Here is a 22,663-nt window from a genome sequence, read left to right as displayed (position 1 = left end):
GTGGGCGCTTATATCCTGCGCCGATTGCTGCTGATGGTTCCGACCATTTTCGGCATCATGGCCGTGTCCTTCCTGGTGATCCAGTTCGCGCCCGGCGGTCCGGTCGAACAGGTGATCGCCAAACTCTCCGGTCAGGGCAGCGACATGCTGTCAGGTGGCGGCGGAGACAGCGGCCAGGCTGCCGGCAGCGGCGACAGTTCGCAATATCGCGGCGCGCAGGGCCTCGATCCCGCCTTCATCAAGCAGCTGGAAGCGCAGTTCGGTTTCGATCAGCCCTGGTACAGCCGCTTCTTCGGCATGCTCGGCAATTATCTGCGCTTTGACTTCGGCGAGAGCTTCTTTCGCGACATTTCGGTTCTCGACCTGATCATCGAGAAAATGCCGGTGTCAATTTCGCTCGGCCTTTGGATCACGCTGATCTCCTATCTGATCTCGATCCCGCTGGGCATCCGCAAGGCAGTCAAGGACGGCTCGAGCTTCGATGTATGGACGTCGGGTATCGTCATCATCGGCTATGCCATTCCAGGCTTTCTGTTTGCGATCCTCCTGATGGTGATGTTCGCCGGCGGATCGTTTTTCGACTGGTTCCCGCTCCGCGGCCTGACCTCCGAGAACTGGTCGGAACTGTCCTGGCCGATGAAGATCCTCGATTACTTCTGGCATCTGGCGCTACCGCTGACGGCCATGGTGCTGTCGGCCTTCGCCACCACGACGCTTCTGACCAAGAACTCGTTTCTGGAAGAAATCCGTAAGCAGTATGTCGTCACGGCCCGCGCCAAAGGCCTGTCCGAGCGGCAGGTGCTTTACGGCCACGTCTTCCGCAATGCGATGCTGATCGTGATCGCCGGCTTTCCGGGCGCTTTCATTTCGGCCTTTTTCACCGGCTCGCTTCTGATCGAAAACATCTTCTCGCTCGATGGCTTGGGACTGCTCGGCTATCGCTCCGTGATCGACCGCGATTATCCCGTGGTGTTTGCCACGCTTTATATCTTTTCGCTTGTGGGCCTGCTGGTCGGTCTTCTGTCGGATCTCCTCTACACCTGGATCGATCCGCGCATCGACTTCGAGAGCCGGGACGTCTGATGTCGGAAATCCAGCTCAAGGCCGAAGTGGAACAGGTGCGCGATCGCGCCGCGCGCCCATGGCTTTCGCCGCTGAACAAACGCCGCTGGGAAAGCTTCAAGGCGAACCGCCGCGGCTACTGGTCGCTTTGGATCTTCCTCGTCCTGTTCATCTTGTCGTTGGGCGCCGAACTCATCGCCAATGACCGCCCGATCCTCGCCTCCTACAAGGGCGAAATCCTCGTCCCGGTGCTTGTTGATTATCCGGAAGAAAAGTTCGGCGGCTTTTACGCTGTCACCGACTACCGCGATCCGGTGATCAGCGACGAGATCGAGGCCAATGGCTGGCTGATCTGGCCGCCGATCCGCTATTCCTACAGAACGGTCAACAACGACATCCCGGCCGCGGCACCCGCCAAGCCTTCCTGGATGTATTCGACGGAAGAGCGCTGTTCGCGCTATCCGCTCGGTGCCGAGGACCCGAACTGCACGCTGGGCAACTGGAACTGGCTCGGCACGGACGATTCGGCACGCGACGTGCTGGCGCGCGTAATCTACGGCTTCCGCATTTCGGTTCTGTTCGGCCTGGTTCTGACCTTCGCATCCGCCATTATCGGTGTGTCCGCTGGCGCCGTGCAGGGTTATTTCGGCGGCTGGACGGACCTGCTTCTGCAGCGCTTCATCGAGATCTGGTCGTCCATTCCCGTGCTCTACCTGATCCTGATCATCGCCGCCGTCCTGCCGCCGGGCTTCTTCATCCTGCTCGGCATCATGCTCCTGTTCTCATGGGTGGCCTTTGTCGGCGTGGTACGAGCGGAGTTCCTGCGGGCGCGCAACTTCGAATATGTGAACGCCGCACGCGCGTTGGGCGTCGGGAATCGCACGATCATGACGCGCCATCTCCTGCCCAATGCCATGGTCGCGACGCTGACCTTCCTGCCGTTCATCTTGAACAGTTCGATCACGACGCTCACCTCGCTCGACTTCCTCGGCCTCGGCCTGCCGCCCGGCTCGCCGTCGCTCGGCGAATTGCTGCGGCAGGGGCAGCGCAATCTCAACGCGCCATGGCTCGGCATTTCGGGCTTCCTGGTGTTGTCCATCATGCTGTCGCTGCTGATCTTCATCGGCGAGGCCACACGCGACGCCTTTGATCCGCGCAAGACCTTCCGGTGAGATCGTGACCCAGCCGCTTCTTTCCGTCCGCGATCTGTCGGTTGCCTTCACTCAAGGCGGGCGCGAAAGCCTGGCCGTTGATCATGTGTCCTTCGATATCGCCAAGGGCGAGACTGTAGCGCTGGTCGGCGAATCCGGTTCGGGCAAGTCGGTGTCGGCGCTGTCCGTGCTGAAGCTGCTGCCCTACCCGCCCGCCAGCCATCCGAGCGGTCAGATCCTGTTTGAGGGCACGGATCTGCTTGGGGCGAATGAGAACGCGTTGCGCAAAGTACGCGGCAACGACGTCACCATGATCTTCCAAGAGCCGATGACCTCGCTCAATCCGCTGCATACGATCGAGCAGCAGATCGGCGAGATCCTGAAGCTGCATCAGGGCATGCGCGACGCACAGGCCAAGGAGCGGACCCTGGAACTGCTGCGCGAAGTCGGCATTCGCGAGCCGGAAAAGCGGTTGTCGGCCTATCCGCATCAGCTTTCGGGCGGGCAACGGCAGCGCGTGATGATCGCCATGGCGCTGGCGAACCGACCCAAGCTCTTGATCGCCGACGAGCCGACCACCGCGCTCGATGTCACGGTTCAGGCGCAGATCCTGAAGCTGCTCGGCGAACTCAAGACCACGCATGGCATGTCGATGCTGTTCATCACCCATGATCTCGGCATCGTCCGGCGCATTGCCGATCGTGTTTGCGTGATGACCAAGGGCCGGATCGTGGAAGAAGGGCCGACGCAGGAAATCTTCGCCAATCCGCAGCACGAATACACCCGACATCTCCTGGCCGCCGAGCCGAAAGGCGCGCCGCCGCCGGCTGATCCCACGGCCAAAACGGTCATGTCGGGCAAGGACATCAAGGTTCACTTCCCGATCAAGCAGGGCTTCTTCCGCAAGACCGTTGATTATGTGCGGGCCGTCGACGGCATCGACGTGACGGTGAAGGCCGGGCAGACGCTGGGCGTTGTCGGCGAATCCGGTTCGGGCAAGACGACGCTAGGTCTCGCGCTGGCGCGCATGATCTCGTCCAAGGGCGAAATCCGCTTCGAGGATCAGGCGATCGACGGTCTTTCCTTCAAGGAGATGCGGCCGCATCGCCATGAATTGCAGATCGTGTTCCAGGATCCGTTCGGTTCGCTCAGCCCGCGCATGTCGGTCAGCGAAATCATCCAGGAAGGGCTGAAGATCCACGCACGCGACCTGTCGGCCGATGAGCGTGATCAACGCGTCGTGGACGTGCTGCGCGAAGTCGGTCTCGATCCGGCGACCCGCTTCCGTTACCCGCACGAGTTCTCCGGCGGCCAGCGCCAGCGCATTGCGATCGCCCGCGCCATGGTCTTGAAGCCGCGCTTCGTGATGCTGGACGAGCCGACCTCGGCGCTCGACATGAGCGTGCAGGCGCAAGTTGTGGATCTGCTGCGCGACCTCCAGAAGAAGCACGACCTCGCCTATCTCTTCATCAGCCATGACCTCAAGGTCGTGCGCGCGCTGGCCAACGAAGTGATCGTGATGCGCAATGGCCAGGTGGTTGAGCATGGTTCATCGGCGCAGATCTTCGACAATCCGCAGACGGATTACACAAAGGCGCTGATTGCTGCCGCCTTCAAGATCGAGACGTCAACCGACGACGCCGTCAGCCAGTAACGGAACGCTTCACATGACCGAAGGAACGCGCGGCAAGGTGCTGCTTGCCACCAACAAGACCGACAACGCGCTTTGGGTCGATCTGCTTGGCCGCACCGGACGCGAGGTGGTCACGGAGCCGAACGGCGCAGACGATCCGAGCATCCATTATGCCGTGGCCTGGCATCAGCCGCATGGCGTGCTGGGGCACCTGCCCAATTTGAAGGCGATCTTCTCGCTGGGTGCCGGCGTCGATCACGTCTTGCGCGATCCCACCCTACCCGACCTGCCGATCGTGCGGGTCGTGTCCGAAAACCTCGCGCAGCACATGGCGGAATATGTGACGTGGCGCGTGCTCGATCATCACCGGCGCGGTGCGCAATACAAGCGCCAGCAAGCCGCGCGCGAATGGAACGAGCTTTCGCAGGCGACCTCATCCGAAACCACCGTCGGCTTCATGGGCATCGGCGAACTCGGACGCACCGCCGCGCGTGCCGTTGGTTCGCTCGGTTTCAAGCTCAACGGCTGGAGCCGGCGTCCTGCCGAAGTCCCTGGTATGACGACCTATGCCGGTGCCGACGGTTTGCCGGACTTCCTGGCGGCGACGGACATTCTGGTCGTGCTGCTCCCGCTCACCGACGCCACACGCGGCATCATCGACTATGATCTCCTGCGCCAGATCAGGCGCGACAACGAAATCGGCGGATCGGTGCTCATCAATGCGGGCCGTGGCGGTCTGCAGCGCGAGGCCGATATTCTGCGCGCCCTGGACGATGGGTCGCTCGGCGAAGCGAGCCTCGACGTGTTTGAAACCGAACCGCTGCCGGAGGCATCCCCGCTGTGGCAGCATCCCAAGGTCTTCGTGACGCCCCATGCGGCAGCACCCTCCGATCCCCGCGCCATCACCATGCCGATGCTCGCGCAGATGGATGCCTGTGATCGCGGCGAGCCGCTGCAGAACCTGGTGGATCGCGCTGCGGGCTACTGATCCTCACCTTTACAAGACGACATGAAAAAAGCCCGGTCACTGACCGGGCTTTTTCTTTGGCTTGTAAGCCGTTCTTTACTGCGCGCTGGCGCTTGCCGGGGCGACAAGGGCCGTGATGCGGCGGATCGCAACGCGACGGTTTTCCTGTTCGGCACCGTCCGTCTTGATCTTCAGATAACGCTCGCCATAGCCCTGCGTGGTCAGGTTCTCCGGCGGAATGTCGAAGTAACGCGACAGCGCATCGGCAACCGCTTCGGCGCGGCGATCCGACAGAACCAGGTTGGACTGGTCGCTGCCGACCGCATCCGTGTGGCCTTCGATCAGGAAGGTCTCGGCCGGGTTGCGCTTGAGCAGCTTCTGCATGCCCTCGGCAACGCCTGCCAGACGATCGACCTGGCTTTCAGCCACGTCGGCCGAACCCGTTGCGAAGGTGATCGTGTCGAGATCGACGCGACGCACCGTGTCACGCACACGAGCCGAACGCTTCACTTCTTCAACCGAATACAAACGCTCGATATTCTCGACCGGAGGCTGGTCGAGGAAGTCGTAGTAGCGCTCCGGCTCATCTTCTACAGTGCCTGCGTCGAGAATGTAGTCCCGAGCAGGAATGGTGAGAACGAGCGGCGGCAGGTCCTCGCCCGGATCGCGCCATACGCCACCGCGATCGTAGTTGTCCTCGTCGACATAGGACAGAACGTATTCGCGGTTGTCCGGCGTGATGCGCGACCGACGGATCACGTCACCATACTGGTTGCGGATCGTGACGACCTGCGTGCCGTCACGGCGCACGATCGTTTCACGGGTCCGACCGCGCGGCAGTTCCTCGTAATAGGTTTCGCGCGAGTTACGTCCCAAACGGTCGCGATCCGAGCTTTCCACGAAGTCACGACCGCCGAAGTTCAGGATGATGCGGTTGTCGAATTCCTTTACGACATCGACGTTTTCGCGCTGTTCCCAACGACGCGGACGATCGCGATCGACGTCGATGCGACGGCCACGCTCTTCACGAACGGACTGGATATCGACCGGACGTGAGCGTTCGCTCTGGGCTGCCGCGTCGGAAGCCGGCGGCGGTGCAGCAGGCTGTGCGGGCTGAGCCTGACGCTGAGTCTGACCGTCCGTGCCTGGCTGAGCAGCGGCACCCGATTGACCTTCAGGCTGCTGTGGGGCTGCTTCCTTGGCGCTGTCGAGAACCGGTGCGGCATTCTCCGGCAGCGGCGATCCTTCGACCGGCTCGCGGGCAGCGGCAGGCGCGTCTGCAGCAGCAGGTTCGCGTGCTGGCGGCTGCTCCATCGTGGTTGGCTGGGACGCGTCGGGCACAGCGCCCTCGGGAGCTGCTTCGCCAGCCGGTGCTTCGCCAGCCGGTGCATCCGCAGGCGCTGCCTCACGAGCAGTCGGAGCGCCGTCAGCCGGTTGTTCGCCGGTGTTTTCGCGCTGGCCGTCACGCGGACGACGACGTTCGCCATCACCACCGCGGCGCATATCCTGGCGCATGCGCTCGGCACCCGACGTAGCATCGCCAGCCGGTTGTTCTGGCGCTGCTTCAGGTGCCGGCTGTGCTTCGCCTTCAGGTGCAGCAGCCGGAGCGTCCTGCGTTTCGGCAGGCGCAGCCTGTTCTGGCGCGGCTTCCTGCGCATCACTGGATTGCGGACGTGCTTCAGGCTGTTCCTCGGCCTGTGGCTCTGGCTGAGCTTGCGGCTCTGGCTGGGCTTCGGGCTGCGGCTCGGCCTGAGGTGCGGCTTCCGGTTCCGGCTGCGGCGCAGCTTCTGGCTCAGGAGCAGGCTCGGCGCTTGGTTCTTCCGCCTGGGGTTCAGCGGCCTGGGGTTCTTCAGCTTGAGGCTCGGCAGCCTGGGGCTCTTCTGCCTGTGGCTCCGCGGCCGGAGATTCCTCCGCCTGCGGCTCGGCAGCCGGTTCAGCCGGAGTATTCGCAGGCTCCTCCGCCGGATCAGGGCGTTCGGCCGGCGGCTGGTCCGTCTGCGGCAGAATTTCCTCGGCCGGCTGGCTGTCTGCCTGAGCCATCAGGATCGAGCGCTGTACCGTTGCTTCGCCTGTTGTGGGCGTCAGGCTGGTCGGCACCGATTCGGCGCGAACCGGTGCTGTGGCCATTAGCAGGCCCAGCGCTGTTCCCGCCAGGATCGTATTTCGACTTGTCATGATGTCTCCTTGTCCGTTCGTCCCGTTGCGCAGCCAAATGGTGCGCGGTCGCACAAGTTCCAGCCGATTTGAGCTGAATGAGATGTGAATGTTGCATTCACCTGAAGAAAGGGATGCCTTGATTTGGCCGTCGCAAGGAGTCACATGGCCCCCATGGATCAGCCTCCCTTCTGGAAACGCAAAAGCTTGGAAGCGATGACGCTCGCCGAGTGGGAGTCGCTTTGCGACGGCTGCGGCAAGTGCTGCCTGTCCAAGCTCGAAGACGAAGACTCCGGCGAAATCTACTGGACAAGCGTGGCCTGCCGCCTGTTTGACGCCGGCACATGCCAGTGCAGCGATTATCTTCAGCGCAAGCGCAAGGTGCCGGATTGCGTGAAGCTCACGCCGAAAAAGGTTCGCGAGATCGACTGGCTGCCGCGCACCTGCGCTTATCAGCTGGTGGCTGAAGGCAAGGATCTGTTCGACTGGCACCACTTGATTTCAGGAAGCCGGAACACCGTTCACAGTGCCGGCATCTCGATGCGCGGCCGCGTTACGGCGCTCGAAAGCGACATGCGTGACGACGAAGATTATTTCGATCACGTTCTGGACGAGCAGCCCTGAATCAGCTGCCTGCTCGCTCGCTCGCTCGCACGGGCTTCCTTTCGGCTGAACCCGATATGAACGACCGGTTCGCTTAGAGTTCAGGCCGCACCTGACAAAAGCATCCTCATCGCAACATCAGGCCTTGAGGACCCGTCGTCATGCTGAAGATCGTTCAAACTGCTGCTTTGTCCATGAGCGTTCTGCTTGGCAGCTTCGCCACCCTTCCTGCCGCGCAGGCTGCAAGCGTCAGCGTCACCGTGACGCCGCAAACGGTGCAGTATCGCCATGAGCGCCACCGCGACCGTCCAGGCCGTGCCTGCACGCCCGAAAGGGCACGGGAAAAGGCGTGGAAGATGGGCATCAACCGTCCTCGCGTCGCCAACGTCAACCGCAACACCATTGCCGTTCGCGGCTTCCAGCGCGGCCACAGCATCCGTGTTCTCTTCGCGCGGGCGCCGAACTGCCCCGTCATCCGCTAAAAGGGCAGTTCGGTTTCCAGCGAAGAAAGGCCGGTGGAGCGATCCACCGGCCTTTTTCCTGTCCGCTTTTTTCGTCGTTGCCACCGATCAGCGGTCGATCGCAAAGGTGACGGAGACTTCAACGCGATAAACGTTCTCGCCGGCTTCAACCGGTACGGCCTGCGGTGCCGGGCGCGCTTCCATGCTTTTGGCCATCATCATCGGCACGGGCGGCTGACGAAGATTGCTTTCCGAGATCTCCGTGACCTGACCGAGCTTGATGCCTGCCGCCTCAGCCAAGGTCTTTGCGCGCTCCATCGCATCCTGAACGGCGCGCTTGCGCGCTTCGGATACGACCTTGGTCGTGTCAGCGGAATCGAAGTTGATCTGACCGCCCTGGTTCACACCAAGCGACACGGCCTTGTCGAGCAAGGCGCCCACCTTGTCGATCTGGCGCACGCGCACGCCCAGCGAGTTCGTCACCTGATAGCCGACCAGCTTCGGTTCTTGCTGCTCGCCATCCTTGTTGGCCGGATACACATAGCGCGGCTCGATCGACAGGCTGCTGGTTTGCAGGTCGGCATCGGCAATGCCTTCCGCCTTCATCGCGCTGATCACGGCAGCCATCGCAGAACTGTTGGCGTCGAGCGCTTCACGCGCCGTCTTGGCTTCGCGCATCACGCTCAAGGACAGCATGGCCAGATCCGGCCGAGCCGTCGCTTCGCCCTCACCGGTCACCACGATCTGCGGCGTGGGCGCGGTTTGCACCGGCTGCGCATAGGCGGACACGGAACCGAGCATCAGGAAAGCAAGCGGAAGAGTGGCGCGCATGATTTTAAAGTCTCCATCGAACAAGGATCATCCCTCCTTCCACGCCTAGGCGGCGATTATGGAGCGAATGCGACGCGCGGCATCATCATGACTGATCATGCTTAACACCCGAAGGCGGAACTTGTGCTGTCGGCTCAAATTGCCTAGTGATCTCCCCGGGTGGGGCCTGTAGCTCAATGGTTAGAGCCGGCGGCTCATAACCGCTTGGTTGGGGGTTCGAGTCCCTCCGGGCCCACCAACCTCATCCATTTGCGTCATCGCTCTGCATGATGATCGTGCCACACGCCCCAACTGTCAGAGCCTCCCTCGGCCAGCGCTGGTCTTTCGTTCATCTCAGCAAGGCGAGAGCAGCAGAACGCCGGCGAAGGTGAAGGCTGTCGAGAACACGGCGGCGATGGCTGCGTAAAAGGCGATCGCGTGAAGGAAAGCGGCGATTTCCTTTTTTGCCGGTGTCATGCGCAGGGCGATCACGAGACCCAGACCGCAGGCCAGATGCAGGGCATAAAGGCCAACAAGTTGCACGCGCTGGAGCGACATGCCGGCAACGAGATGAACGTCGTTCCAGCCTTGGCGGCAGCCGATCGACAAAGCGCTGTAAAGCACCACAAAGGCGATCGACCAGATCACGAAGCCGGCCGCCAGCGCCAGAAGCCGTTTGTTGGATGCGCTTTGCTGCATCACGGCCTCCCGCCCGCCGACCAGCACAGGACGATCACGGCGACCAGCGCCACAAGGCCGGCCACGGCGGCATAATCATGCCACAGCTTGCCGATGCGAAGGTCGAGGTTGCGGATGGGGGACAGCTTGCCGCTTCGCTGCCGCTGCAACCCGTAAAGCGCCAGGATGCAGCCGACGCCGGCATGCAGAACAGCGTAACCCAGCAGGGCAAACAAGGTGGCTTGGTGGGCGTGCTGGGTGGGATCGACGACATCGACGGCGATGATCCAGACGAGCGCCGCGCAGGCACCGAGGTGAGCCAGGGCGGCGGAACCAAGCCAGGCCGTTGGTGCCCGGTTGCGGTTGAGATCGCGCAAGGCAAGCCGCCCGAAAAGTGCTGCGGCGATCATCAGGATCGCGGCCAGCGCCATGACACCATAGCTTGGAAGCACGATCACCGCTGGCGGCCATCCGGGCGCAATCATCGCCAGAAACACGCAGCCGAACAACAAGGAGCCGAACAAGGTGGCATCGGCTGCCAGAACAAACACCATCGCCCACCAGGAGGGCGGCTGGCCGGCCTCCCAATGCACCAGCGCCGTTTGTCCGCGCCCGATCGGCAAAGGCCCGAGATCGGACTGCGCACCGGTGGTACGGGTCCAGCACAACAGCAGGGTGATCGTGACGGCGAAGGGCAGCAAGGCCAGCCAATAGAGCTTGAACAACAAGCAAAGAACGATCGTGCCGGTTGCCAGACCCGTCCAGAACGGCAGCGTCGTGCTTCTTGGAAGCACCACGACTTGGTCCGGCGCACCATCGGTCATGCCGACGCCAAGCGTTTCCTGCCAGCCATTGCGGGTGAAGCCGAGATAACCGCGCCCGGCTGCCAGATCATTGCCAAGGCTGCCTGGTTCCAGCCAGTCGGCGGGGCTTTCAACATGCGGAAGCGAGGCGAAGGCATAGGATGGCGGCGGGGTGGGCGTGGCCCATTCCAGGCTGCGCGCCTGCCAGGGATTGCGCCGAAAGGCCTTGCCGAAGCGGACCTGAAGGATGATGTCCAGCACGAACAAGGCAAAGCCGATGGTCATCACGAAGCTGCCGACCGATGACAGAAGGTTCAGCCATTCCCACTTCGCTTCCGCCGGATAGGTGTCGATGCGCCGCGGCATGCCCAAAAGGCCCGTCAGATGCATCAGGAAGAAGGTCATGTTGAAGCCGATGAAGATCAGCCAGAAGGCCGGCACCGCAAGCTTGTGGTCGGACACTTTGCCCGTGATGTGCGGCAGCCAGTAATACGCGCCGGCGAGCATGGGGAAAACAAAGCCGCCAACGAGCACGTAATGCAGGTGCGCCACCACGAAATGCGTGTCATGCGCCTGCAGGTTGAACGGCACCATGGCCAGCATCACGCCTGTGAGGCCGCCGATCACGAAGATCACGAAGAAGCCGGCAAGATAGAGCATCGGCACGTCGAAGCGCGGTCGCCCCTTGGCGAGCGTCGCGATCCACGCAAAGATCTGGAGCCCGGTGGGGATCGCCACCAGACCGCTTGCTGCGGAAAAGAAGGCAAGCGCCAGATGGGGAATGCCCACGGCGAACATGTGGTGCACCCACAGACCGAACGACAGGAAGCCAACCGCAATGATCGCCGCGATGATCGCTCGATAGCCAACCAGCGGATGGCGCGCAAAGGTCGGGATCATCATCGAAATGGCACCCGCGGCCGGCAGAAAGATGATGTAGACTTCCGGATGGCCGAACAACCAGAACAGGTGCTGCCAAAGCAGGCTGTCGCCGCCTCTCGTTGGATCAAAGAACGGCAGGTCGAAGGCGCGTTCGAGTTCGAGCAGAATGGAGCCAAGGATCAGCGGCGGGAACCCGAACAGCATCATCAGCGCCGTGACCAGGAGATACCAGGCCATGATCGGCAGGCGGTCGATCGACATCCCGGGCGCGCGCAGCTTGAGGATCGAGACGGTGATCTCGACCGCCGCCGACAAAGCCGAAATTTCCACGAAGGTGATGCCGAGCAGCCAGATGTCGGCATTGATGCCCGGCGTATAGGTGGACGAGCTCAGCGGCGTATACATGAACCAGCCGCTATCAGGCGCAACGCCGAGCAGCATCGCGCCGATCAGGATCGACCCGCCGAAAATATAACACCAGAAGCCGTAGGCCGTCAGACGCGGGAACGCCAGATCGCGCGCGCCGAGCATCTTGGGCAGGAGATAGATCGCGAAGCCCTCGAACATGGGGATCGCGTAAAGAAACATCATCACCGAACCATGCATGGTGAAGATCTGATTATAGACGTCGGGGCCGACAAAAGCGCTGCGCGGCGTGGCGAGCTGAGCGCGGATCAGCATCGCCAGCACGCCGCCGATGGCGAAGAAGGTGAAGGCGGCAATGATGAAGCGGCGTCCGAGCACCGTGTGATTGACGGCCGACAGAAAGCCCCATCCGGGCGGCGTGTCCCAGATGGCTTTCAGATCATGATGCAGCTTGATCTGCGATACGGGGCTGGGCTGTTCCATTATTGCTGCCGTTCTGCCCTTGATGCGCTCAGTTGCTGCATCACGTCGTTGAACTCATTCGGCTCATGGGCTTGCACGCTGAAGCGCATGATCGCATGGCCTTCCCCGCAAAACTCCGCGCAAACGCCGCCATAGGTGCCGGGCTTGTCGGCCATCAGCCGGATCGTGTTGGTGTGTCCGGGTATCGCATCCATCTTGCCGCCGAGCCGCGGGATCCAGAAGCTGTGAATGACGTCATCGCTCGTGACGGCGAAATCCACGGGGCGGCCCGCCGGAATGTGAAGCTTATCGAGCGTGGCGATGTTCGTGTCGTCCCCATAGCGGAACTCCCATTGCCATTGCCGCGCAACCGCTTCGATGCGCAGCGGCGCTTCATTGGCATAAACGAGCAGCCTTTCGCCAAGCGCCAGCGAAACCGCAACAAGCGCCACCAGCACCACACTCGGAAAGGCCAGACCGCCGCCGATCAGGAGCCAGCGTGGTGAAAGCAGCCGTTGTCCGCGCTGTGTCAGCGCCAAACACAGGATCAGGCTGACGAAAAGGAAGATCGCCGTCGAACCCCAGAGCATGATCCACCAGAGCGTCGCGACATTGTGGGCGTTCGGCCCTGCGGGATCGAGCGCCGAAAGATCACCGCCGCAGCCCGCGAGTAACAAACTGGTGCCCAGGATCGGCACTGGACGAAGCAGCCGGCGTGCATATCTGGTGAGACACGGTAAACTGCGCGCACAGGCATCGACTGCCTTTTCGAACCAAGGGAACAGCCAATGTCCGAAGTCCAAGGCACAGGACCGATCATCGAGGAAGTTCTGGACGAGCCCGTGCAATCCACCGTCGCGGTGGCCGGGCATCCGCTGCACGCCATGGGCGTCCACTTCCCCATTGCGCTCGCCATCGCCACGTTGGGCGTCGACCTGTTCTACTGGTTCACCGGCGATCCGTTCTGGGTGCGGGTCAGCTTGTGGTCGTCCGGCTTTGCTTTCCTCACGGCTGCGGCTGCCGGTCTCGTTGGAACGGCGGAGCTTCTTCTGGTGAAAGGCATCCGCATCCGCGTTGCCAGCTGGACGCATGCTGTCGCCGCGATGACCCTGATCGCCATCCTGGGATTGAACTGGGGAATACGCATGGCCGATCAGGCGCAGGTCCTGCCGCATGGTCTGCTTCTGTCTTTCCTGGGCAGCATCTTCACGGGCCTGGCCGGTTGGCACGGTGGCAAACTGGTGTTTGATCACGGCATCGGCCTCATTGTTTCAGATAAAGAATGAGGTCGTTCATCAAGCGCGCCAGACCGCCGGGTTGATAAAAGACGTCCGGCAGAAGATCCGGCACATAAGGCTTTGCGAGAACAACGATCAGGATCATCACCACGACGAACACCGTTGTCGTTGTGGTCGCAACGAAGCGCCAGGGCGGATAAACATAGCCCTTCTCGAACAAGCGTACGATCACGATGCCGGTCAGCGCATGGATCAGCGCCATGGCGCCGACAAAGGCGAGCTTGACCGAAAACCAGGGTTCGAACGTCTGACGCACGAAGATCAGGATCGTGCCGCTGCCGATCGCAATGAAAGCGGCTGGCGACAGGATCACGGTATAAAGAAAGCGCACGAGCGCCTGCAGCTGATGCAGGGCGTTCTGATCGGGAACGAGCGCACGGCGCATGTAAAGGCCGGGCAAACAGATCAGCCCGGCACTCCAGATCGCGATGGCGGTGATATGGAGGAATTTCAGCCAGACCATGAAGCCTGGTTCTCTCCGGAGGGTTTCAACATCGCCAGCAACCGAATGAGCGCGACAACCAGATAAGGTGCGGCAGCCGGCACCCACATGATCAGCCCGGCAAGCTGTTGATCTTCAAGCGGCGACAAACCGAAAGGCTGCGTTGTCCACGCATGGGTCGCGTAGATCGCATCGCCCTGAAAGGTCAGGAGTGCACCGAGCATCCCCATCTGCACCACGGTTGCCAACAGTGCCAGGATCGCGGCGGCGGGCTGCGGACGGTGAAACACCTGCTGCCACATCCAGAAGGCCGAGCCAAAGATCGTCACCTGCATCAGCCAATAAAAGACGGCCGAAGCCACCGCCTCATCGTAAACGCTCGGCGCGTGCCAGAACCAGAAGATCGCGGCATGCAGAAGGACCACGAGGGACAGTGACTGCCCGGCGGATGCGAGTGCCCGCACAGGCATTGCCCAGGCAAACAGCGGCGCCAGAACGGCGGCCAGAATGACATGGTGAACGACACGAACCGAAAACAGCGCTGCCGTCAAACCACAAAGGGGCGATATGAAGAGGAGCGCGATGCCCAAAGTGCCGAGGAGATAGGCCGCGCGGCGACGAGGCTCGATCGCCGGCAGAGCCACGAGCAGCAATGCGCACAGGCCCAGCGCAACCGGATCGAAATTCCACTGCGTTGCCCAGGTTTCAGGAACGGGCGCCGGCCCGCAATAGGTCGTGTCCATGAGGATCAAAATGCCCGCCGCTTCGATAGAAAGACATAAGGGAATGCCCGCCTAGGGCAACCTTGATCAAAGGAGTTTGATCAAGAACCAGGCTGTTCGCTCCGCCACGGCCTGCATTAGCCACTTCTTTGAAAGGAATTGGAACAGGACGCTCTTTGGCGTGTTCCTTCGCCGAGGAGGCAGCCTGAATGGTTGCTAACCGAAGATCGAGAGGAAGACCATGGCCAACGACGAGACTCTATCCGGCAAAAAGCCGGATGTCCGCGCAGACCTTGCGCAAACGACCTCGCAAATGCGCGACAGCGTCAACAAGGAAGTCAACGAAGCGCGCTCCGGCTTGCACGATGCGCGCGACGCGGCTTACGACAAGGCGAGCAGCCTTGCCGACGAGGCGAAATCCATCGCAGCCGACAAGACGCAGGCCGCGCAAAAATCCATCGCTGGCAGCCTGCAGGGCTTCGGCGAAGCACTGCGCGCCGCTGGCGACCAGTTGCAGGACAGTGACCAGACGCCAGCTGCCAAGCTGGTCAACAGCGCGGCCGGCGGCATCGACAGCCTTGCCAGCTCGCTGAAAGACAAGCCGATCCAGGACGTGATCGGCGAAGTGCGCAAGTTCGGACAGGCGAACCCGACTGCCCTGATCGCAGGTTCGGTTCTGGCCGGTCTGGCGCTCGGACGTTTCTTGAAGAGCTCCGCTCCCCAGCCGTCCGGCAATCCAGGCGGCTCGAACTACCGCGGTCCGGATAGTCGCGGCGCAGGATATCGCGACGGCGATCCGCGCGATGCAGGCTTCTCCGGCCGCCCGTCCAGCCAGACGCGTTATGCGCCTCCAGCTTCCGGCGGCAGCGTTGCAGGTGACCAAACCTTCACCGGTTTTCCCGAAGGCGGACAGACCTCCCCGGCCGGCACCACCAGCGCCGGCTCCACGTCCACATCGGCCTTCGGATCGTCTGGTTCGGAATCGCCGTTTGAAGTCGACACCAAGGACACGACGTCCTCCACCTATTCCTCAACCTCCGGCACGGGAGATAACCGATGAGCGATCCGGCTGATCTTCGCGACAACCGTGGCGTCGGCACGCTGATCAGTGATCTGATCCAGCAGGTCAGTTCGCTGATGCAGACCGAAATTCGTCTTCTTCGCTCCGAGATGGGCGACAAGATGAAGATGATGCTCAGCGGCGCTGTTGAAGTGCTTGCTGGTGGCCTTCTTCTGATGGCCGCTCTTTTGATCCTGTTGCAGGCGCTCGTTGTTGCCCTTGCTCATCTGGTCGGCCCCGGCTGGGCTTCGCTGATCGTAGGCGTCGTGGTTGCGCTGATCGGCGTGCTCCTCGTCAAGCGCGGCACGTCCAACATGGAACCGAGCAATCTTACCCCTGATCACACGACCAATCAGCTGGCTCGCGATGCCGCTGTGGTGAAGGAGCAGTTCAAATGAGCGAATCCACAAGCAGCCTCGAACGCGAAGCCGAGGAAACCCGCGCACGCATCGCCGATACCGCAGAAACGCTGCGCTCCAAGATGACGCCGGGACAGATGGTCGATGAAGTCGCTTCGGTCTTCCGCGGCGGTGATGGCGAAACGGCGCTGGTGAACCTGAAGAACCAGGTGCGCGACAATCCCTTGCCGCTGGCACTCGTCGGTGCCGGTCTCGCATGGCTCGCGCTCGGCAAGGGAACGTCCGTTTCCACAGCCTCGTTGCGCGGCAACGAGCATGCCGACTACCGCGATTACCCGGCCCGCGGTTATCCCGCAGCCGGCTATGAAACGGATGAGCGCGATTATCTCGATGCAGATCTGCGTGACCGCGATCCGCTCGGTTCGACCGATTATCCGCGCTCCACCTATGGTGCTGCGGGTTCGGTCTATCGTGGCGGCTCTTCATCCGACTACGAGCCCAGAACATCTGCCAGCGACAATGGTCCCGGCATGATGGAACGCGCTACCGATGCAGCCTCAGACGCCTGGGACTCTGCAACGGGCGCCGTCAGCGATGCGGCCAGCTCGATCGGTGACAAGCTGTCGCGTGCCGGTTCGTCGACGGCGGATGCCGGATCGCGTGCCGCTCGTGGTGCTGCCGATTACGGCTCGCGTGCAGCACACGGCGCTGCCGACTATGGTTCGCGTGCAGCCCGGGGTGCGGCCGATTATGGCTCCCGCACCGCCCGCGGCACGGCCCGCGGTGCCAAGAACCTGGCGGACTCCGCGTCCGACCTGTTCAATCGTGAGCCTTTGGCCACGGCAGCAGTCGGTCTTGCCCTCGGCGCGCTGATCGGTGCTCTCCTGCCGCGTACGCGAACGGAAGACGAGCAACTCGGCAAGTATAGCGACGACCTTAAGGATCACGCGAAGAGCTTCGCCTCCGAAGGCTACGAGCAGGCCAAGGGCGTTGCCGCCGATGTTGCGACCGAGACTTATGCGGCCGCCAAGTCGGAAGCCGACAAGCAGGGCCTGAACCCGTCGCATGCCAATGTGGGCGACCTTCATCTGGCCGATCGCGTTGGCTCGGTGATCAAGTCGGCCGCCCGTGCCGGTGAAGAAGCCGCGCGCGACAAGCTGGGCTCGGACGAGGACACGGCGGCGAAGGACGATCAGGCATCGTCTGCTTCGGCCGGCGCTTCGTCGGGTACGCCGTCGCAGGCCACGCCGACTTCCGGCTCGCAGGGCGGTGCTGCCACCGGTGCGTCGACCAGCCCAACGGGTTCACAGCCCTGGAAGCCGTCGCAGAGCTGATCTGCCCCTATTCCACCAAAAAGGCCCGGCTATTCTGCAGCCGGGCCTTTTGTTTTGGGCTCAGCCCATGCGCTCCGAAGCGTAGCTGCCGGGGCTCGGCGGGAAAACGATCGTCTTGTTGCCGTTGAGGAAAACGCGGCGGTGAATATGCGCGTGGATGGCGCGGGCCAGCACCTGCGCTTCCACATCGCGGCCCATCGAAACATAATCTTCCGGGCTTTGCGCATGGGTTACACGCACCGTGTCCTGCTCGATGATCGGACCTTCGTCGAGATCGGCCGTCACGTAATGGCCCGTCGCGCCGATCAGCTTCACGCCGCGCTGGTAAGCCTGCTTATAGGGATTGGCGCCCTTGAAGGACGGCAGAAAGGAATGGTGGATGTTGATGATCTTGCCCGACATCTTCTGGCACATCGTGTCCGACAGAACCTGCATGTAGCGGGCAAGCACGATCAGGTCGGTGTTGGAGCTTTCCACCAGTTCCATGATGCGGCCTTCGGCCTGCTGCTTGTTTTCCTTCGTCACCGGGATGTGGTGGAAGGGAATGTCGTGGTTCACGACGACCTTCTGGTAATCGAGATGGTTCGACACCACGCCCACGATATCGATCGGCAGCGCGCCGATGCGCCAGCGATAAAGCAGATCGTTCAAGCAATGGCCGAAGCGCGACACCATCAGCATGACCTTCATGCGTGCGTCGGCGTCGTGCAGTTCGGCCTGCATACCAAAGCGGTCGATGATCGGCTGAAGCCCCTCGTTCAGCTCATCGATCCCCACGCCTTCTTCCGAAACGACGCTGATGCGCACGAAGAAGCGGCCTGTGTCGAGATCGTCGAATTGCGTGGCGTCGATGATGTTGCAGCCTTTTTCGGCGAGAAAGCCGGACAGCGCCGCAACGATCCCGCGCGTGGATTTGCACGTAACCGTCAGGATGAACTTCGTTGCAGGCATGGACGCAGCTTTCGACATTGGAACCCTCCCCTTGGCGGCGTTCTAGGATGTCGCCCAGTTTTGCCGCAACGGCGCGTCAGAAATCGACGTCCCCTGATAATCCAGCGTCTTTACGGCGCAAAGGCTTTCTCCAATGCAAACACGTTCCGACCTGCGCAGGCCCATCGTTGGCGTTGGCGTGTCGGGCCTGAAAACTTGGATTCTGGTGACTTGGGCGTGGAGCCGCCTTGCCCTATAAAGCGGCCATGCAGACGATAACCCCACGTCCATCTCCCACCCACTTCGTCATCATGGGCGTGGCAGGATCGGGCAAGACCTCCATTGGCCAGGGACTTGCCGCGGCCCTCGGCGCCGATTTCATCGATGGCGACGACCTGCATCCGCAGGTCAATATCGACAAGATGGCGCAGGGCATTCCGCTGACGGATGGTGATCGCGCACCCTGGCTCGTTGCCGTCGGTCAAACGCTTCACGCCCATGAAGGAAGCCTGATCGTCGGCTGTTCGGCCTTGAAGCGCCTTTACCGTGACCAGATCCGGCAAGCGGCGGGCAAACCCGTGACCTTTCTTTATCTCGATGGATCACGCGCGCTGATCGCCGATCGCATGGCGCGCCGCCAAAGGCATTTCATGCCTCTGTCCCTGCTCGACAGCCAGTTTGCCGCTCTCGAGGTGCCGCAGCCAGACGAGGATGCGATCATCGTGTCGATCGACGCCACGCCTGACACGGTCGTTTCAGACCTGGTTCGGGCGATTCGCAGCCGACAGCAACAGCCTTAGCGGCAAGCTCACGCGGCGCTGGCGGATACCGGCTGAGCCATCGGCGCCTGGGCTTCGATCGCGCTTTGCGGCGAAGTTTCACCGAGCAGGTCCAGCAATGTCGCTCGTGCGCGATTGAGCCTGCTCTTGATCGTGCCGATGGCGCAATCGCAGATGCGCGCGGATTCCTCATAGGAAACGCCGAGCACGCCGATCAGGATCAGCACCTCGCGCTGTTGCTCCGGCAAACGATTGATCGCGACCTCGATCTCCGTGCCGCGGATCGTCCATTCCTGCGTTGCTTCGGCCGTCGGCAGCAGGGACACACAATCCGCGCCGCCCGGCGCTTCGCGCTTGCGCAACTTGGCGCGGGTGTAGAAGGTGTTGCGCATGATGGTGAAAAGCCATGATTTTAGCCGAGTGCCCGGCTGATATTGCCGGATGTTGGCAATGCCCTTCATGAGCGTTTCCTGCACGAGATCATCGGCATCAAAGGGATCAGCACAAAAGGTGCGCGCAAATGCCCGCAATGCCGGGATCAGCGCCACCATTTCCTTTGATACCTGCGGCGAGGCGGATCCCGCCTGCGGCGCGTAAATAGGCAAAGTTTCAGGCTCGTGATCTGCAAACCTGTCGGCGGGATCGAATTCCAACGCTCACTCCCTCCTGTCTTTGCCAGGCAGAATTCCACAGGTGAGCAGCACGCGGCGCTTACATAAGTTAAACGCAGCTAAAATAGTCGAAGCGGAAGTTGAATAATCCCGTTCGACATGCGTCCAGATCGGCGATTGCCCAAACTCCACATCAGACCGGTGATTTCATGTCTGGAACTGGCAGCAGTCACAGTGCGAGGCTGTCTGTTAAGGCCGGCTTTGATGGAACACTGCTCCTTCGTGCCAGTTCGTTACCTGTGTCCAATGGATGAGCGCCTATTGCGAAGACGGTCTCATCCCCAAAAAGGAAACGAGACCATGAAGACCATCATCAGTGCCGTTGCCGCCAGCCTTCTTCTGTCCGGTGCCGCTTATGCGCAGACCAAGCCCGCAACCGAAACAACGCAAGTCAGCCCGTCCATGAAGGTGGATACAGCCGAGTTCGTCGCGATGGCGTCCAGCTCGAACATGTTCGAGATCGAGTCGAGCAAGCTTGCGGAAGACAAGTCCAAGTCCGACGATGTGAAGGCGTTTGCCGAGCAGATGATCAAGGATCATATCAAGGCCGGCGAAGAGATGAAGGCTGCAGCGGGCGACATGCCTGCGGCGAAGCTCGACCCGAAGCACCAGGACCTGCTGGACAAGCTCAAGGCTGCCGAAGGCGACGACTTCGACAAGCAGTATGTGGACATGCAGAAAAAGGCTCATACCGAGGCCATCACGCTGTTCACGAACTATTCGCAATCCGGAGACGACGAGAAGCTCGTTGCCTTTGCTAAGAAGACCTTGCCGACCCTCGAAATGCATAAGGAGCATGTCGAGAAGCTCATGGCCGACATGTAATTCGGCGATTGTATCAGAAAATGGCCCACGCCCTGTGCGTGGGCCATTTTCGTTTCATGAGGTGTTGAAGCTCAACCTTATGCCTTTTTCGGCAACGACTTCCTGATTGCCAGCGTTGACACCTGTCCAAGTTGATGTGCGAGAACCGTTGATGTCGCCTTCTTCTTCCCAGTTGCGTATGCCGCGCCTTGATGGTGCTGGCGTGGACGAGCACCTCCGGCTGGCTGCGCTTCAAAGCTACGATATCCTCGATACGCCCCGCGAAGAGGCTTTCGACCGGATCGTCCGCTTGATCCGCAACGTCTTCGATGTCCCGATCGCCTTTATCTCGATGATCGCCGCCGATCGGCAATGGGCCAAGGCTTGCATCGGCCTGCCCGATCCCAACCTTGATCGCAAGGTGACCTTCTGCCGGATGGTGCTGGCCAGCGGACAGCCGGTCGTCATCGAGGATCTCAGCCAGGCGGAAGACTGGAAGAACAGCCCGTTTGTGACCGGTCCTGCCCATATGCGCTTCTATGCCGGCGTTCCCCTTCGCACGATGGACGGCTTTGTTCTCGGCACCTTATGCGCGATCGACAAGAAGCCGCGCTCGTTCACCGAAGCCAACCTCGATGTTCTGACGGATCTCGCCGCCATCGTCATGCACGAGCTCGAATTGCGCCGTACGGCGGAAGTCGACGTCCTGACCAAGGTGCTGACGCGTCGCGCCTTCACCGTGCAGGCCAGACAGGTTCTGGCTCTGATGGATCGGCAGGATCGGTTCTCATCGGTGATCATGCTCGACATCGACCGCTTCAAGGCCGTCAACGATACGCATGGCCATGCGACAGGCGACCTCGTTTTGAGCGAAGTCGCGCGCATCTGCCAGACACAGCTGCGCTCGACCGATCTTGTCGGCCGTCTCGGCGGAGAAGAATTCGTGGTTCTCTTGCCCGGGACCGGCGCGAAAGATGCCGTTCGTATCGCCGAAAAGATCCGCAAAGCCATCGCAGCAGCAGCGATCGATGTCGGCTCAACCAGCCTGGCCGTCACGTCCAGTTTCGGCATTGCCACCGTCGATGCAAAAACGAGCGAGCTCAACGCCCTTCTCGGCCTGGCCGATGCCGGGCTCTACATGGCCAAGTCGCGCGGGCGGGATCGCGTGGTCGCGCTGCAGGCCGAGATGCAGGCGGAGCGGCAGACCGAAGGTTGATCGTTCCTCTTTATCGAACGAACAATCGCCGGAATGCAGCCTAGCGTGAACGAACAGGCATAGGCATCTTCTGGATCGTGCAGCGGTGCAAAAACCGCGCCCTTGCAAAGGGAGCAAGATCCTCGATGTCCACGTTCATCACCTCATCCTCCGCCCCCCTGCGGATCGGCACCGTTTCGCTGCGGGTCAATGATCTCGCCGGTATCAGCCACTTCTACCAGACGGTTCTCGGCCTCCAGTTGATCGACCAGTCGGATGGGATTGTGCAGCTTGGCGCAGGAAACCGCGCCTTTCTGGAACTGGTGGGCGATACCGCCGCGCCGCGTTCGGCACCGACCGAAGCCGGGTTGTTCCACACCGCCTTCCTGCTCCCCGAACGCGCCGATCTCGGCAGCTGGGTTTACCATCTCGCCCGCAACCGCTTTTCCTTTCAGGGCGCGTCGGACCATGCTGTCAGCGAAGCGCTCTATCTCACCGATCCCGAAGGCAACGGCATCGAAGTCTATGTCGACCGCCCGTCATCGCAATGGCCCTACCATGACGGCAAGCTCGGCATGGTCACGGAGCGGCTCGATCTCAACAATCTGATGGCTGCGGCGCAAGGCAGGGAATGGCAGGGCGCGCCAGCCGGTTCGATCATCGGGCACGTGCATCTGCAGGTCGGTGCAACGGCGCAAGCTGACGCCTTTTATGCCGACGCGCTCGGCCTCGACATTACCGCGCGTTATCCCGGCGCGAGCTTCTTCGGTTCGGGCGGCTATCACCACCACCTTGCCGGCAACATCTGGAACAGCCGCAACGCCACCCGCCACACCTCAGGCGCAACCGGGCTGCGCCAAGTCGAGCTGCTCGCAGCAGATCCCGCCACCTATGACAAAACCGTTGCCGGCCTCGAAGCGGCAGGCGTTGCGCTTCATCCGCAAACGAGCGGCATCCGGATCGAAGACCCATGGGGCACATCGCTCAGCCTGCGACAGAAGCCGATCTGACTATCCTGTTCAACATCGTTCGCAACC

General features: G+C 61.7%; 23 protein-coding genes and 1 tRNA gene. 15 read left to right on the top strand and 9 right to left on the bottom strand.

Annotated features, from left to right (window positions below; genetic code table 11):
- Genes JYU29_RS01350 through JYU29_RS01335 form a run of 4 tightly spaced genes read left to right on the top strand, consistent with a single transcriptional unit; the run spans position 1 to position 4,834 of the window.
- Positions 1–1,083, top strand: coding sequence for a microcin C ABC transporter permease YejB (locus JYU29_RS01350; RefSeq protein WP_213982989.1), 1,083 nt, complete (start codon positions 1–3; stop codon positions 1,081–1,083).
- Complete coding sequence (locus JYU29_RS01345; RefSeq protein ID WP_213982988.1) at positions 1,083–2,234, top strand: ABC transporter permease; 1,152 nt, start codon at positions 1,083–1,085, stop codon at positions 2,232–2,234. The genes JYU29_RS01350 and JYU29_RS01345 overlap by 1 nt, the downstream gene beginning before the upstream one ends.
- Before the next feature lies 1 nt (position 2,235).
- Positions 2,236–3,867, top strand: a complete 1,632-nt coding sequence (locus JYU29_RS01340) for an ABC transporter ATP-binding protein (RefSeq protein ID WP_213984192.1) — start codon at positions 2,236–2,238, stop codon at positions 3,865–3,867.
- 13 nt (positions 3,868–3,880) lie between these two features.
- Entirely contained in the window at positions 3,881–4,834 is a 954-nt protein-coding gene (locus tag JYU29_RS01335) for a 2-hydroxyacid dehydrogenase (RefSeq protein WP_213982987.1), read from the top strand.
- Positions 4,835–4,909: 75 nt separating this feature from the next.
- On the opposite strand, the gene JYU29_RS01330 is transcribed toward JYU29_RS01335, so the two are convergent.
- Positions 4,910–6,988, bottom strand: coding sequence for an OmpA family protein (locus JYU29_RS01330; RefSeq protein ID WP_213982986.1), 2,079 nt, complete (start codon positions 6,986–6,988; stop codon positions 4,910–4,912).
- A 153-nt stretch (positions 6,989–7,141) separates the two neighbouring features.
- Here JYU29_RS01330 and JYU29_RS01325 point away from each other — a divergent pair, with 153 nt between their 5' ends.
- A complete protein-coding gene (locus JYU29_RS01325; protein ID WP_213982985.1) occupies positions 7,142–7,591 on the top strand; it encodes a YcgN family cysteine cluster protein in 450 nt (149 codons plus the stop codon).
- A gap of 140 nt (positions 7,592–7,731) precedes the next feature.
- Positions 7,732–8,052: a hypothetical protein gene (locus tag JYU29_RS01320; RefSeq protein WP_213982984.1), complete on the top strand. Its 321-nt coding sequence runs from the start codon at positions 7,732–7,734 to the stop codon at positions 8,050–8,052.
- Positions 8,053–8,139: 87 nt separating this feature from the next.
- On the opposite strand, the gene JYU29_RS01315 is transcribed toward JYU29_RS01320, so the two are convergent.
- Positions 8,140–8,865 (bottom strand): SIMPL domain-containing protein, encoded by a 726-nt coding sequence (locus JYU29_RS01315; RefSeq protein WP_431192831.1) that lies wholly within the window; start codon positions 8,863–8,865, stop codon positions 8,140–8,142.
- 159 nt (positions 8,866–9,024) lie between these two features.
- Here JYU29_RS01315 and JYU29_RS01310 point away from each other — a divergent pair.
- Positions 9,025–9,100: transfer RNA gene (locus JYU29_RS01310), tRNA-Ile, on the top strand.
- Positions 9,101–9,195: 95 nt separating this feature from the next.
- On the opposite strand, the gene JYU29_RS01305 is transcribed toward JYU29_RS01310, so the two are convergent.
- Genes JYU29_RS01305 through coxB form a run of 3 tightly spaced genes read right to left on the bottom strand, consistent with a single transcriptional unit; the run spans position 9,196 to position 12,709 of the window.
- Positions 9,196–9,540, bottom strand: a complete 345-nt coding sequence (locus tag JYU29_RS01305; protein WP_213982982.1) for a hypothetical protein — start codon at positions 9,538–9,540, stop codon at positions 9,196–9,198.
- The gene (ctaD, locus tag JYU29_RS01300; RefSeq protein ID WP_213982981.1) at positions 9,540–12,053 is read right to left on the bottom strand and encodes a cytochrome c oxidase subunit I; all 2,514 of its coding nucleotides are present in this window, start codon (positions 12,051–12,053) and stop codon (positions 9,540–9,542) included. The genes JYU29_RS01305 and ctaD overlap by 1 nt, the downstream gene beginning before the upstream one ends.
- Positions 12,053–12,709, bottom strand: coding sequence for a cytochrome c oxidase subunit II (gene coxB / locus JYU29_RS01295; protein WP_250157130.1), 657 nt, complete (start codon positions 12,707–12,709; stop codon positions 12,053–12,055). The genes ctaD and coxB overlap by 1 nt, the downstream gene beginning before the upstream one ends.
- A gap of 111 nt (positions 12,710–12,820) precedes the next feature.
- Between coxB and JYU29_RS01290 the strand changes: the two genes are divergently transcribed.
- Positions 12,821–13,318, top strand: a complete 498-nt coding sequence (locus JYU29_RS01290; protein ID WP_213982979.1) for a DUF2231 domain-containing protein — start codon at positions 12,821–12,823, stop codon at positions 13,316–13,318.
- On the opposite strand, the gene JYU29_RS01285 is transcribed toward JYU29_RS01290, so the two are convergent.
- The gene (locus tag JYU29_RS01285; protein ID WP_213982978.1) at positions 13,296–13,793 is read right to left on the bottom strand and encodes a CopD family protein; all 498 of its coding nucleotides are present in this window, start codon (positions 13,791–13,793) and stop codon (positions 13,296–13,298) included. The two genes, JYU29_RS01290 and JYU29_RS01285, sit on opposite strands and share 23 nt — an antisense overlap.
- Complete coding sequence (locus tag JYU29_RS01280) at positions 13,781–14,515, bottom strand: cytochrome c oxidase assembly protein (protein ID WP_213982977.1); 735 nt, start codon at positions 14,513–14,515, stop codon at positions 13,781–13,783. The genes JYU29_RS01285 and JYU29_RS01280 overlap by 13 nt, the downstream gene beginning before the upstream one ends.
- A gap of 220 nt (positions 14,516–14,735) precedes the next feature.
- On the opposite strand from JYU29_RS01280, the gene JYU29_RS01275 reads away from it, so the two are divergent.
- From JYU29_RS01275 to JYU29_RS01265, 3 genes are read left to right on the top strand one after another with little or no spacing between them, the layout of a single operon-like run.
- Positions 14,736–15,554 (top strand): hypothetical protein, encoded by an 819-nt coding sequence (locus tag JYU29_RS01275; protein WP_213982976.1) that lies wholly within the window; start codon positions 14,736–14,738, stop codon positions 15,552–15,554.
- Positions 15,551–15,952, top strand: coding sequence for a phage holin family protein (locus JYU29_RS01270; RefSeq protein WP_213982975.1), 402 nt, complete (start codon positions 15,551–15,553; stop codon positions 15,950–15,952). Before JYU29_RS01275 ends, JYU29_RS01270 begins: the two co-directional genes overlap by 4 nt.
- Positions 15,949–17,247, top strand: coding sequence for a DUF3618 domain-containing protein (locus JYU29_RS01265; protein WP_213982974.1), 1,299 nt, complete (start codon positions 15,949–15,951; stop codon positions 17,245–17,247). Before JYU29_RS01270 ends, JYU29_RS01265 begins: the two co-directional genes overlap by 4 nt.
- 60 nt (positions 17,248–17,307) lie before the next feature.
- Here JYU29_RS01265 and purU read toward each other — a convergent pair whose 3' ends face one another.
- Positions 17,308–18,198 carry a formyltetrahydrofolate deformylase gene (gene purU, locus JYU29_RS01260; protein ID WP_213984191.1) on the bottom strand — a complete coding sequence of 297 codons (891 nt, stop codon included), beginning with the start codon at positions 18,196–18,198 and terminating at the stop codon, positions 17,308–17,310.
- A 227-nt stretch (positions 18,199–18,425) separates the two neighbouring features.
- Here purU and JYU29_RS01255 point away from each other — a divergent pair, with 227 nt between their 5' ends.
- Positions 18,426–18,977: a gluconokinase gene (locus tag JYU29_RS01255; protein WP_431192818.1), complete on the top strand. Its 552-nt coding sequence runs from the start codon at positions 18,426–18,428 to the stop codon at positions 18,975–18,977.
- Between the two features lie 8 nt (positions 18,978–18,985).
- Here JYU29_RS01255 and JYU29_RS01250 read toward each other — a convergent pair whose 3' ends face one another.
- Complete coding sequence (locus tag JYU29_RS01250; RefSeq protein WP_213984189.1) at positions 18,986–19,507, bottom strand: sigma-70 family RNA polymerase sigma factor; 522 nt, start codon at positions 19,505–19,507, stop codon at positions 18,986–18,988.
- A 420-nt stretch (positions 19,508–19,927) separates the two neighbouring features.
- Between JYU29_RS01250 and JYU29_RS01245 the strand changes: the two genes are divergently transcribed.
- From JYU29_RS01245 to JYU29_RS01235, 3 genes are all read left to right on the top strand, one after another.
- The gene (locus JYU29_RS01245; RefSeq protein ID WP_213982973.1) at positions 19,928–20,452 is read left to right on the top strand and encodes a DUF4142 domain-containing protein; all 525 of its coding nucleotides are present in this window, start codon (positions 19,928–19,930) and stop codon (positions 20,450–20,452) included.
- Between the two features lie 151 nt (positions 20,453–20,603).
- Entirely contained in the window at positions 20,604–21,647 is a 1,044-nt protein-coding gene (locus JYU29_RS01240) for a sensor domain-containing diguanylate cyclase (RefSeq protein ID WP_213982972.1), read from the top strand.
- A 125-nt stretch (positions 21,648–21,772) separates the two neighbouring features.
- On the top strand, positions 21,773–22,636 hold the full coding sequence (locus JYU29_RS01235; RefSeq protein WP_213982971.1) for a VOC family protein: 864 nt from the start codon (positions 21,773–21,775) through the stop codon (positions 22,634–22,636).
- Positions 22,637–22,663 lie beyond the last annotated feature (27 nt).

The organism is Tianweitania aestuarii (genome assembly GCF_018457165.1).
In the GTDB taxonomy this organism is placed as follows: domain Bacteria; phylum Pseudomonadota; class Alphaproteobacteria; order Rhizobiales; family Rhizobiaceae; genus Tianweitania; species Tianweitania aestuarii.
This window is presented reverse-complemented; position numbering and strand designations above follow the sequence as displayed.